The organism is Microbulbifer sp. MI-G, assembly GCF_030440425.1.
GTDB lineage: Bacteria > Pseudomonadota > Gammaproteobacteria > Pseudomonadales > Cellvibrionaceae > Microbulbifer > Microbulbifer spongiae.
Genome location: NZ_CP098023.1, coordinates 2,504,847 through 2,516,716, shown reverse-complemented (window position 1 = coordinate 2,516,716; position 11,870 = coordinate 2,504,847). Strand labels below are relative to the sequence as shown.

Annotated in this window: 11 protein-coding genes; 5 read left to right on the top strand and 6 right to left on the bottom strand. The window is 48.3% G+C overall.

The features are described 5' to 3' along the window. Positions 1-330: 330 nt before the first annotated feature. From M8T91_RS10575 to M8T91_RS10565, 3 genes are read right to left on the bottom strand one after another with little or no spacing between them, the layout of a single operon-like run. Positions 331-3,417, bottom strand: a complete 3,087-nt coding sequence (locus M8T91_RS10575; protein ID WP_301414125.1) for an efflux RND transporter permease subunit — start codon at positions 3,415-3,417, stop codon at positions 331-333. A 5-nt stretch (positions 3,418-3,422) separates the two neighbouring features. Next, a complete protein-coding gene (locus M8T91_RS10570) occupies positions 3,423-4,541 on the bottom strand; it encodes an efflux RND transporter periplasmic adaptor subunit (protein WP_301414123.1) in 1,119 nt (372 codons plus the stop codon). A 25-nt stretch (positions 4,542-4,566) separates the two neighbouring features. Then, positions 4,567-5,295, bottom strand: coding sequence for a TetR/AcrR family transcriptional regulator (locus M8T91_RS10565; RefSeq protein WP_301414121.1), 729 nt, complete (start codon positions 5,293-5,295; stop codon positions 4,567-4,569). A 429-nt stretch (positions 5,296-5,724) separates the two neighbouring features. Here M8T91_RS10565 and M8T91_RS10560 point away from each other — a divergent pair, with 429 nt between their 5' ends. Then, complete coding sequence (locus M8T91_RS10560) at positions 5,725-6,114, top strand: LexA family protein (protein ID WP_301414120.1); 390 nt, start codon at positions 5,725-5,727, stop codon at positions 6,112-6,114. A gap of 233 nt (positions 6,115-6,347) precedes the next feature. Next, a complete protein-coding gene (locus M8T91_RS10555) occupies positions 6,348-7,016 on the top strand; it encodes an O-methyltransferase (protein ID WP_367317765.1) in 669 nt (222 codons plus the stop codon). A gap of 522 nt (positions 7,017-7,538) precedes the next feature. Here M8T91_RS10555 and M8T91_RS10550 read toward each other — a convergent pair. After that, entirely contained in the window at positions 7,539-7,937 is a 399-nt protein-coding gene (locus M8T91_RS10550; protein ID WP_301414118.1) for a VOC family protein, read from the bottom strand. Positions 7,938-7,939: 2 nt separating this feature from the next. Further along, positions 7,940-8,158 carry a hypothetical protein gene (locus tag M8T91_RS18915; RefSeq protein WP_367317764.1) on the bottom strand — a complete coding sequence of 73 codons (219 nt, stop codon included), beginning with the start codon at positions 8,156-8,158 and terminating at the stop codon, positions 7,940-7,942. A gap of 254 nt (positions 8,159-8,412) precedes the next feature. Between M8T91_RS18915 and M8T91_RS10545 the strand changes: the two genes are divergently transcribed. Continuing rightward, a protein-coding gene (locus M8T91_RS10545; protein ID WP_301414116.1) for an IS3 family transposase occupies positions 8,413-9,539 on the top strand; the annotation gives its coding sequence in 2 pieces (ribosomal slippage) (positions 8,413-8,677 and positions 8,677-9,539; 1,128 coding nt in all). A 128-nt stretch (positions 9,540-9,667) separates the two neighbouring features. On the opposite strand, the gene M8T91_RS10540 is transcribed toward M8T91_RS10545, so the two are convergent. After that, positions 9,668-10,057 (bottom strand): DUF6632 domain-containing protein, encoded by a 390-nt coding sequence (locus M8T91_RS10540; protein ID WP_301414115.1) that lies wholly within the window; start codon positions 10,055-10,057, stop codon positions 9,668-9,670. Positions 10,058-10,262: 205 nt separating this feature from the next. On the opposite strand from M8T91_RS10540, the gene M8T91_RS10535 reads away from it, so the two are divergent. Beyond that, positions 10,263-10,544 (top strand): D-Ala-D-Ala carboxypeptidase family metallohydrolase, encoded by a 282-nt coding sequence (locus tag M8T91_RS10535; protein WP_301414114.1) that lies wholly within the window; start codon positions 10,263-10,265, stop codon positions 10,542-10,544. A gap of 157 nt (positions 10,545-10,701) precedes the next feature. Further along, positions 10,702-11,445 carry a hypothetical protein gene (locus M8T91_RS10530; protein ID WP_301414113.1) on the top strand — a complete coding sequence of 248 codons (744 nt, stop codon included), beginning with the start codon at positions 10,702-10,704 and terminating at the stop codon, positions 11,443-11,445. Positions 11,446-11,870: the final 425 nt, after the last annotated feature.

The window sequence follows — 11,870 nt, the reverse complement described above, 5'->3', positions numbered from 1 at the left end:
AAAGGTGCAAAAATCGTATTATTTTAATTTTGCTATATTGATTGTGTCCAAAGCGTAGTGAGCCTGTGAGTAACGAGAGGGGTATAAGAAATACTTTTTAACTTCCCCTTGAGAATGATCTCGTACTAACAGTGCGAGGCTTTTCACTGAGGCTTAGTTATGGTCCCAAAAAAATTGCCGTAGAAAAAATCTCAATGTGCAGAATTGTTAAATAGAGGAGATAATATAAATCTGAATTTATTTGAACAAAGTATAATCCTGCTGTTAGGATGAGTGCTATCCATAAAGGGATTTTTATACAGTTAAACTAGGGACGGTGCCACTACCTCATTAGCTAAGACTGGTTGCGACCACTCCCTCATGGTTGAATTTGATGATGGCTTTCTTCGCTGCCTGCTTTCGGTGAGCCTTGAGTGTACCGCCGAATAACATATAGATACAGGGTAGAATAAAAAGTGTGAATAGGGTGCCGATGACCATACCGGCGACGAGAATAATCCCGATTGAGTTTCGAGCTTCGGCACCGGCGCCGGTGACCAATACTAATGGGAAATGACCTACCACAGTTGCGAGTGTGGTCATCAGGATAGGGCGTAGCCGCACCGCAGCAGCTTCAATAACCGCTTCCAGTTTCATCAAGCCTTGCTGCTGCAGTTCGTTGGCAAACTCTGTAATCAGTATACCGTTCTTTGCAACCAGACCCACCAAGGTAATAAAACCAATCTGGGCGTAGATGTTGATTGTTGTAAGACCCAGAAAACTGAACAGCATGGCCCCGGAAAGTGCCAGCGGCACGGAACCTAGAAGCACAACAAGGGGAGCACGGAAGCTGTTGAACTGGATTGCCAACAAGAGGTAGACCAACGCCATTGAGATCAACAGTACCGAGACAAAACCTGTACCTTCAGCGCGTAATGATCGTGATATACCTGCATAGTCAATCGTATAGTTGTTAGGAATAATATCTTTGGCGGCCGCTTCTAACGCGGATAGGGCCGCATCCGTCGTAGTGCCGGAATGGATACCACCCATAATCCTGAACGAGCGAAGTTGGTTGAATTTGCCGAGTGCACGCGGGCCAGTGTCCCGCTCCAGCGTGGCGATCATGCGAACAGGAACCAGATCGCCTGCCGGTGTTGTCAACTGGAGGTTGAGCAAGCTGTGCGGATCATTACGCGCAAAATCCTCCACCATTGGGATAACCCGGTAGGACTTACCGTTTGCGTCAAAACGATTGACATCCTGATCGGAAATCAGCGCTGCCAACTGGGCACTGACCTGTTGCACATTGAGACCGAAATCAGCAATGCGATCATGATCGAGCTTCAGGCGAGCTTGGTGCTGGTCGATATGTAAATCGGTCTGGACGAACGTGAAGTGACCACTTGCATAAGCTGCGTCGATCAGAGGTGCAATATACTGTGCCATCTCCTCGTATGTATCCGGGCTTTGAATGACCATCTCTACATCAAACTGCCCGGCAGCTGGCAATGCGCCGGGCATGATGGGTAATACACGCAGGCCAGTGATGCCAGACATTTTCTGAAATACAGAATCACGTATTTCCTGAACAGTAAAGTCGCGGTCGGTGTAGTCAACAAACTCAATACCGGCAAAACCGCCTGATGCTGTCAGGACTTGCCACATCTGCGAAAAACCAGGCAACTCAGAGGCGACCTGTACCACGTCCTGCATGTAATTGCGAGTGTATTGAACATGCGCCTCTGGCGGTGATTCGATAATTACCAGAATGCTGCCCTGGTCTTCTACCGGTGCCAGTTCCTTGGCAGAAAACAGGAAAAACGGGATAACCAACAAACTGAGAAAGAATCCCATAAAGGTTACTTGAGGGCGCCATACGAGTATGCCGGTCAGGAGAGTTCGGTATACCCTGCGTATACGATCAAAAATGGAGTTCATAAAGCGTGAACCCGCAGATTCCTTACCCTTATCTGCGCATACCTGGGCGCTCATAATGGGGGATAGCGTGACGGCTACCACGCCGGAAATCAGAACAGCGATCGCCAGCGTAAAGGCAAACTCCCTAAACAGCGCTCCTGTCAAGCCGCTGACAAATCCGATGGGGATGTAGACCGCAGCCATTGTGAGTGTCATTGCAACGATTGGCGCAAAAAGCTCTCGTGAGCTTGTGAGGGCGGCTTCGAGGCGGGACTTGCCAGTGCGCATATGACGTGCGACATTTTCGACCACGACAATCGCATCATCTACCACGAGACCAACCGAAAGGACAATTGCAAGTATCGTTAACAGGTTGAGTGTAAAGCCCATTGCATGGATTAGGCCAATGGCGCCCAGGATTGAAATCGGGATAGTCACAAGCGGTACGAGCGATGTGCGGAATGACCCCATCAGTAGTAAAACAACCAGGCCAACGAGCAAAACGGTTTCGAGGAGTGTTGTCATGATCTCCTTGAGCGCATTACGCATATAAATGGTTGCATCAAAGGCGATCTCAATATCCAATCCGCTGGGCAGCGTTGCATTGATTCTCTCTAGGCGCTTGTAGAGCTCATCGCCAATCTCAATAGCGTTGGCACCGGGGAGACTCCAAACGGAAATAAAGACGGTCTCTGCCTGGTCGACACGGGACAGGTCATCACCCCGATCTTCGCCAAGCTCAACGCGCGCAATGTCCATGAGGCGTATTAATACACCCTCCCGATTGCTGACAATTAATTGTTCAAAATCGTCCACATTGCGCAGTGTGGCATTGGTCTGCAGGCTGATCTGTTGCCCAGCATTTTTGGTTTTGCCAATTGCCGCGAGTACATTGTTGTTCGACAATGCCTGAATCACTTGATCTGCGCTGAGACCCAGGGCGGCGAGACGGATGGGGTCAAGCCAAATCCGCATCGCCGGGTCGCGACCCCCTTCCAGGGCAATGCGCTGGACACCGCCGATAGAAGCCAGTTGTGGCTGCACATGGCGCGCTAAATAATCGGTTATAGTTGACCGAGACCACCCTTCGCTGTTCACATTTAAATAAAATAATGCTTGTGGCTGATCAGAGCGGCGTACAGAAATAGACGGATCGAGTGCGTTACCGGGTAATTCAGAACGGATCTGGTTCATTCTAGAGTTCAGCTCTGCCAGCGCTTCGCTACTGTTTTCATCCAGTTTCAGCCACACCGCTACGTTGCTTAGCCCAGCTGTGGTGGTAGATTCGACATAGTCAACACCGGGAGTGGTCATCGCAATCCGCTCGATTGGGTCGGTGACAAAACCCTGGACTGCATCTGGCGAAGCGCCTGGGTAGGCAGTGGTGATCAGGATATTGGCACTTTCCAGTTGGGGGAACTGTACAACAGCGATTTTAAACGCTGCGAAACTACCAGACAGGAGTAAGACAATTGAGAGAACGATAGAGAGAACCGGCCGCTTAACGAAAATATCCATCCCGGTTACTCTTGCTTTGTTGTGGTGATGACTGGCCGATCACTGATTTGTGCAAGCATGCCTGGGTACAACTTGAAAGAGCCTGCTGTGGCTACCAAGTCACCATGGTTCAAATCACCCACAACGAGTGTGCGCTCTTGTTGCTCGCTTTCTACAGAAACAGGGATACGTCGCGCTCGATAGTATCCGGCCTTTTCATGATCCGGATCAAGGGCGAAAACAAATTGCCCCCCTCTGTCACTGCGAATGGATTGAACCGGCAGTGCCGACAATAACCTGGCCTGTCCAACAGGCACCTCAACTTTGACGGATGCATTATGGGTGAGTTGCTGTGCGCCTTCTGTCACCAGCGCACGATACAGTCGGCTACGTGAGCCAGCCGTAATCACCGAGTCACCGGCAATGATGGTTGCATTGAAATAAGCACTATTGATTTGATCATATGAACGTATCAGCTGTGCGCGGACTATGATGCCCATAGCGAGTTCACCGTAAAACTGCGGTAAGCTGAAATCAACCCACCTCTCTTTTGTGCTGCCAACCAGGGTGGTGATTTTGGTATTGATGTTGAGGTATTGGCCAACTTCAAATTGATGGATGCCAATCACGCCATCAAACGGTGCACGAATTGTTCGCCGACTGATAATGCTGCGGGTCGCCGCAATATCGGCTTTGATTACGTTCCACTCTGCAAGAGACCGCTCAGTGGTTTCCTCGCTGACGGCATCGGATTTTCGCAGTTCAACACCACGCCTGTAGACAGATTCAGCAAGTTTGGCGCGTACTTCTTCGGAGGAGAGGTTGGCCAGTTGCTCGCTGATATCAAGCTGTAGGATGACTTCGCCCTTTTTGACGGCGGCCCCGGATTGGAAATTAACGGCAGTAATATAACCTGGCAGTTCATTGCGCAGGGTGACCTGCTGCGGCGCAACCACAACCCCGAGCGCAGTAACCTTGGGAACATGTGTGGTGGGTTTAGCCAGTTCTGCTTCAACAGTCTCGAAATATTCGGGCTGTTCCTCTACCGCATCAATGGTGGCTTTGATTTCAAAAAATTTATAAACGCCAAGCCCACTCACAATTACACCGGCCACTGTGATAATGGCTATCCATCGTAAAATCATCGCGATAGCTCCGACAACCCATTTATCATCGATAGCCTCGCTCTGTTAGTAAGGCACTTGCCTTTTCTATGCCCTGTTTATCCAGTGGTTTTTTCCAGGGAAAGCTGTTGATGAACCGTTGTGCGCCATTTAATAGCACATGATTGGTTGGGATTGGGAATGGCAACTTGGCAGTGACCTGGTGTTGTTCAAACGCAAATCGCTGGTACGCGACTTGTACAAACCCTACATGCATGGACCACAGACTCACACAAATGGTATCGAGCATTATTTCCCGGTCACTGTCACCGGTGATGAGTTCACCGGTATTACAGGCTCGAACCATGGCAGCCTCAAATACCTGTCCGATTTCGGTATTGATATGTCTCAGTTTCTCGATCCAGCCGCTTGAAGCGCGTTGAAGCACAGCCTGGTTGCTGACAAGCATCTTTAATTGTGCCCCAAATGGATAGTGATGGAACTTGTCGGACAGCACAAGCATGGTCGCGACCAATCGTTCCGGTGTGCTTAGAGGCAGATTCATTACATCCGTAAACACATTGCGCTCATAGCTAAAAGCGTGTGTTGACAGTGCGACCAAAACATCTTCCTTGGATTGCACATGCTTGTAGATTGAACCCATCGACAGACCAGCTTCCTTGCTAACCGCTGCCATCGTGAAGTCGAGAATTGAGCTTTGTTCTATGCATTTCACAGCGGCTTCCAGAATCATAGCTTCCTGTTCGCCGGCACTTTTTGTGAGGGATCGCGGCATCAGTGTTCTCCAGTATGTCGATTGTGGTCAGAATCTGCATCCTGCTCGAATAAAGTTCGAATAATATTCGAATATAATTATTGTGTCAATAGATTGATAGCAGGATAGCGTGCCTGGTTGAGGTCTTACGGTGTCCAGACCCAGACCCAGACCCAGACCCAGAGGGCCGGGGCTGGCTAATACTGGCCGGTTTCAAGGCATGGGAGGCAAAAGTCTGCAATATGGAGCTACCCCGTGAGCCAGTGCTGGCCATCTCTGTTCAGCGGTTTGTGGCGACAGGCGAAAAGTATGGGTGGAGATTCCCTGGAGGGTGCCAACCCGGATTCTGGCCCTTCTGGAAGCTTAGAGGTCTCTCGGTCACTGATTATTCTTGCCCGCCTGGCACTCGCAGCATTAATCTGTATGTATATACAGTCTACAGGTGTCCTTATGAAACTCTCTTCTCTCTACAGTAGCGGCGTTGCCTGCGGCTTTCCCTCTCCAGCTGATGATCACCTGGAATCTGCACTCAGCCTGGATGCGCATCTAATCTCCAGGCCAGCGGCAACCTATATGGTTCAGGCCAACGGAGACTCCATGGTGGAGGCGGGCATCCATGATCGTGACTTGCTTATTGTCGATCGATCGCTAACTCCGGTACATGGTGACGTTGTAGTGGTGGCTCTGGATGGCCAGTTAACATGCAAAATTCTAGACAGGAAGCGAGGATGCTTATTGTCGGCCAACTCCAAATACCCGGCCATCTCTGTCTTGGAGGGTCAGGAGCTGGTAGTGGAAGGAGTGGTGAAAGCGTCGGTTCGCTACCATAGAGGAGGTTGAACCAACTGCTGTTAGTATATTCAGCCAGCTTAGAGAGTAACTTCTGAGTCGGGTGGTCTAGAGGGCGCAGCGTTGAAGAATGAACGGTTGGCATGGTATTACCGCTGCACAGGGCCTTGTGCTGAGCAAATACGGTGCTGGCGAGGGCTCGAATTGTCAAATTGGCTACAGAGAAGCATACTGGTCTTGCGCGGTCATATCATCTCACAAGTCAATGGAAATGGGCATATCTTATGAGCAGCCAAACTCGAGATTTTCCTCCTGCTGTACGGGAATATATCCTTAACACCGGTATGCGAGAGCACCCTGTACTGATTGAACTTAGGAATGTCACCCGTACGTATACCCAGGCTGAGATGCAAATCTCACCCGAACAAGGGCAGCTGATGGCGCTGCTGGCAAGACTGATAAAGGCCAGGAGAGCGATTGAGGTAGGTGTGTTCACCGGTTACAGTGCATTGTCTGTGGCCATGGCCCTGCCGGAAACCGGGGAAATGATCGCCTGCGACATCAATAAAGAATACACTGACACAGCCAGAGCCTTTTGGACACAGGCAGGGTGTTCTCAGAAAATAAAACTCTATCTTGCCCCTGCTTCAGAGACTCTGGCAAAGCTGATCGAGCAAAAGCAACACAACCAGTTTGACATGGCCTTTATTGATGCTGATAAAACTGGTTATGACACTTACTACGAGCAGTGCCTACAATTGATCCGCCCTGGTGGTCTTATTTTAGTCGACAACGTACTCTGGGGGGGCAGTGTTGTAGATGACGACAAAAACGACCCGGATACCCTGGCCATCAAAGCCCTGAATCAGAAAATTCATAAAGACAACCGGGTTGATATGCTGCTTTTGCCCGTTGGGGACGGGTTAACCATTGTTACTAAAAGAGATGTTTGAGTTTCGATTCGGAGCGAGAGAGACTTTCTTTTGGTCATGCAACATTTCCTGAGGCGACTGTTGGCTTTTTTCAACTCGTATTTGCCAAAGGGTGGCAGATTGTAAGTGATATCATTGGTCCTCCCAGTATAATAAGCAGAAGCAAGGTTAAACATGAGTGTCAAACACCGCAAACCGGAAGGGATTGTCACGACTTTTCCGCAGATTGAGGTGTTATACAATCGAAGGATATCGCGGAGTAAAGTATGGTGGGATACAGGGGAGTGCGGTAGACAAAGGTGGGATGCCTTTGGCTACTGCTTGTAACTATTTTATAAGGTCAATACTATTTGCATGCCAAGAAGCACCATGTAAATCCTTGTCCATTTCATTGAATTAATTCTCTTACCTGTAAAGCAATACTATCATTAGTAGGTCAGTCAAGTTCCCCATCTTCACTGATATTTTCTGGGTCTTCCTCTAATTGTGTAGGTCGAAAAGGCCACTGACCTAAGCAAGACCCACTTTTTTGTGTGAAAGTGTCTAATTGAAATGCTGCGTCATTTCCACCAGCTGTATTAGATTCCCACATGTATCATTGAGAATGGCCATTTTGACGTCTCCTGCTTCCATCGGCTCTTGTATAAATGTAACACCAGAGTTGCTTAGACGCTTGAATTCCGAGTCGAGGTCTGCAACTTGAAAAGAAGCGAAGGGAATTCCATCTTCGAGTAAAGCCTGCTTGAAGGGAGGTACAGCGGAATGGGCGCTTGGCTCAAGCAATAGTTCAGTTCCTTTGGGGTCATCTTTCGACACAACTGTAAGCCATCGATACTCACCTAGAGGGAGATCTTGCTTCTTCTCAAAACCAAGAATTTCAGTGTAGAAGTTGAGGGCTTTTTCTTGATCATCGACGAAAACGCTAGTTACATAGATTTTCATATTCAATCTCCAAATGTTGATAGCCAGCCGGACGCTAAACTTGAAAGACAGGACTTGTCCAAGGTATGAAGCTTAGTTGTACCTTTCCATTCAATAGTGATTATTCCCGCTGATTCGAGCACTGCTAAATGTCTTGAAAGAGCTTGCCGGCTGGAAGATATTCCATGCACAGCAGATATGCGGCTGCATATCTCAAACAATGACTGCTTTTCACGAATCATTAACTCGTCGATTATCCGCCTTCTAGTACTGTCACCAAGGGCCTTAAATAAGCTGTTAAGCTCTGTTTCTTCGCTTGATTTAATCACAATCTTATAATGCAACAATACTGTTGCATTTACAAGCTTAATACTATCACAGACCCTATATTTGTCGATTAAGATGCATTTATATGTATGAAATATGTTTGTATAAGCATTTGGTCCTCCCCCCTTGAAGTGGTCCACCCGTATAATTAGGAGACGGAGGGCTAAACATGGGAATCAAACATCATAAGCCGGAAGAAATTGTCACGAAGCTGCGGCAGATTGAGGTGCTCTGCGGTCAGGGAATGTCGCGTTTGGATGCGATACGCCAGATGCAAATAACTGAGCAGACGTTCTATCGCTGGCGTAAGCAGTATGGCGGGATGGGAACCGACCAACTGAAGGAACTCAAGCGACTACAAAAGGAGAATGAGCGGTTGCGCCGAGCAGTATCGGATCTCACGCTGGACAAGTTGGTTCTGTCAGAGGCTGCCAAGGGAAACTTCTGAGCCCTTCACGTCGCCGTGCTTGTATTAACCACCTACGAAGTCGATTTCACATTTCTGAGCGTCGGGCGTGCCGTGTTTTGGGCCAGCACCGGTCCACGCAAAGGCGCCTGCCTGTTGGCCGTTCCGACGAAAACCGTTTGGTTGCTGACATGGTTGAGCTTGCGCGACAGTACGGTCGATACGGCTATCGCCGGATTGCAGCTTTACTGAGAGATGCGGGCTGGCAAGTGAACAACAAGCGCGTGGAACGACTGTGGCGGCGTGAGGGGCTGAAGGTTCCAATGAAACAACCAAAGGAGGGACGGCTCTGGCTAAATGACGGGTCGTGTGTTCGACTGCGTCCGGAGTATCCGAACCATGTCTGGTCGTATGACTTTGTTCACCATCGGACTAGCGATGGGAAAGCATTCCGAATGCTGAACATCCTGGACGAGTACTCCCGAGAATGCCTGGCAATCCGGGTAAAACGAAAGCTGAACTCAACAGAAGTGATTAATGTATTAACAGATCTGTTCATTTTACGCGGTGTTCCCGCCTACATCCGGTCAGATAATGGTCCGGAGTTTATTGCACAGGCGGTCAGGGACTGGATCACATTTGCTGGTGCAAAGGTGGCTTACATAGAGCCGGGTTCACCCCGGGAGAATGGGTACTGTGAAAGCTTCAACGCCCGGCTCAGAGACGAGCTTCTAAACGGTGAAATATTCTATACGTTACAAGAGGCGGAAATTATTATTGAGGAGTGGAGGAAGCACTACAACACCAAGCGGCCACACAGTGCCTTGGGCTACCGCCCACCGGCCCCGGAAACCACCGTGGAGAAAGAGCCACGGCCCGCTATGCACTAACATTTAAACTGGACCACCTTGGTGGGGCTGATCAGTTTCCCCAAGACTGGTTGGGGATTTTAGTAGGGCCAATGAGCCCAGAATAACTTAGCGCTAAATCTCCTGTCGTGAGTTATTTCATTAGGGCGTCAAGAGGGGCACTTTTTATGCCTGGGTAACAGATACCAGAGAACTCCGGAAATTAAATACTGTACGGGGATGTTTCCGATCAAGTTTTGTTTCCCGGTTTGATCGCCTACCACCATCAAAAGCATGATGGTGCCACATACTAGGTTCAACCAAATGGTGAACCAAATCAGACCGATATTTGCAGCAAGGTTTCGGGCAGCAAAAAGCAGGCATATACCCAACGTTGCGTATATTGCCAGCAAAATTAGTTGGTACTCTTGATATGGGGCTATCCATTTCCACCCTGAAGGCCATGTCCATCGCATCATTGGGTAAATACCAAAGATAAAAAATAGACCTATAGCATTTAAGGCGATGGGGAGACACTTGACACGAGTGGTGTTGTTCATAGTTTTCTCCAGAGCGGAGACCGTTTTAAGTTGATTTATCCGCAGTCACTAATATAGACGAAATAATTCCTGGCCCGCCCTATGCAGGCTTTTTCGTATCTGGTGAACCCATGTACAAGAATGATTACCTCATGGAAACGGAGTTGTCCTGCCATTGTTGCGGGAAATTCCACTTCTCGAATGAGACGCTGCGTCGGTTGATAGGGTGAGGAAGCGGTTCAGCAAGCCGGTGGTGACCAACTCCAGTTATTGCTGCCCGGCCCACTGCACCAGTATTGGCTCCAGCATGACACACACTACCGGACAGGCTGTTGATGTATCGGTTGCTGGTGGACGTACCTATGAGCTGCTGGGTATCGCGCTAGAGGAAGGCTATACCGGTATCGGTGTGAAGCAGAAAGGCGCTCATGGCGGCCGATTCCTTCACCTGGATGACCTTGCACCCAAGCTCGGAGAGTACACTAGGCTTACTGTGTGGAGCTACTAGCCGTCTCACTGCAATATGCAAAATTTATTTAATTGCGTGATTTGAATAGTAACTATGGAGAACTGGTTAAGAATTGCTTCCAGGATTGAAATCCGGATAATGGTGGCCACAATATAAATTTTAGGTTTCAAAGCAAAAGTTTGGAGTATTAACCTGAATGAACAGAATAATTTTAATGGTACTAATGGCTGTAAGTATCGTAGTGACACAAGGCTGCGCTACATACACAACACCTGCTTCTGGTGTAAATATCTCATCCTTGACAGATGTCGATATTGCAGCACTAATGAAAGCTGAACCCGCTAGCGGATTCCCGGCACGTATTGCTGTGGCTAGAGTTCAGGCGTCTGGCTATATCTCTAGAACAAATAGTGGCTATGGCTCAGGTCTCTACAGTGTCGTTACAACCCGCGACATAGAAGATGAATCTGACTTTGAGAAATTATCCAGTCTAGCAATGGTTGGAGGTGTCGCACCATTGAGCAGGTTACTTCTTCCTTCAGAACTAGATTCTATTAGGGATCTCAGGCTGTCCGCTGCTCGCCTCAAAACGGACCTTATACTTATTTACTCCATTGACACTGCGTTTCATGTGGAGGGAACACCACTTGGGCCTTTATCAGCAATAACTTTAGGATTTCTTCCTAATAAAAAAGCGTTTGTATCTTCAACTACTTCGGGTGCTCTGATAGATGTCCGCACGGGTTTTGTTTATGGTGTGGCTGAGGCCACTGAAAGAGAAGAGCAGCGCACAACTATATGGAACTCATCGGACGCAATAGATGAAGCAAGAATGGATGCCGAGAAAGCAAGCTTTAAAAGCTTCATTGGCGAGTTTGAGAATCTATGGAAAAGTACTTTGGCTCAATATGCAGCCAAAAAAAGCAAAGATGCAAAATAAATAGAGGGTGGCATTTAAGTATTTTTGTTGGAATCGTATTGGTACAATAATGCCAGAAAAAGAATTCTAATCTCCTTGATATTGTTCCCATAGTGAAGCACCACAACTCTCTAGATAGTAGCGAGTGTTTCGAACAGGTACGTTAGTCCTGCTAGTTTGATGGTGTAATGCCCTCATTGCACAAGTTAACATAGTGCTTGTAGAGTAAGGGGGATATACATCCGTAGAAGCTGAGATACTGCTGTAAAAGTTGTCAGCTTCATTTTGAGGAGTTGATTTTTTGGTCTTCCTTGGCCGTTTTAAGCATCTGATCTGCATATTTTTTGAACGGAGAAAGGGGCTGTCGAGCACTCCTCCTCACGTCTGCCGGTTTTGGACTTTTTTACCCAATGAAATTGGAAAACTTCGCAATCCGTGGGCTTTTG

Coding starts and splice junctions, on each gene's coding strand:
- M8T91_RS10575 (WP_301414125.1), bottom strand. CDS start 3,417: ATGGATATTTTCGTTAAGCGGCCGGTTCTCTCTATCGTTCTCTCAATT.
- M8T91_RS10570 (WP_301414123.1), bottom strand. CDS start 4,541: ATGATTTTACGATGGATAGCCATTATCACAGTGGCCGGTGTAATTGTG.
- M8T91_RS10565 (WP_301414121.1), bottom strand. CDS start 5,295: ATGCCGCGATCCCTCACAAAAAGTGCCGGCGAACAGGAAGCTATGATT.
- M8T91_RS10560 (WP_301414120.1), top strand. CDS start 5,725: ATGAAACTCTCTTCTCTCTACAGTAGCGGCGTTGCCTGCGGCTTTCCC.
- M8T91_RS10555 (WP_367317765.1), top strand. CDS start 6,348: ATGAGCAGCCAAACTCGAGATTTTCCTCCTGCTGTACGGGAATATATC.
- M8T91_RS10550 (WP_301414118.1), bottom strand. CDS start 7,937: ATGAAAATCTATGTAACTAGCGTTTTCGTCGATGATCAAGAAAAAGCC.
- M8T91_RS18915 (WP_367317764.1), bottom strand. CDS start 8,158: ATGATTCGTGAAAAGCAGTCATTGTTTGAGATATGCAGCCGCATATCT.
- M8T91_RS10540 (WP_301414115.1), bottom strand. CDS start 10,057: ATGAACAACACCACTCGTGTCAAGTGTCTCCCCATCGCCTTAAATGCT.
- M8T91_RS10530 (WP_301414113.1), top strand. CDS start 10,702: ATGAACAGAATAATTTTAATGGTACTAATGGCTGTAAGTATCGTAGTG.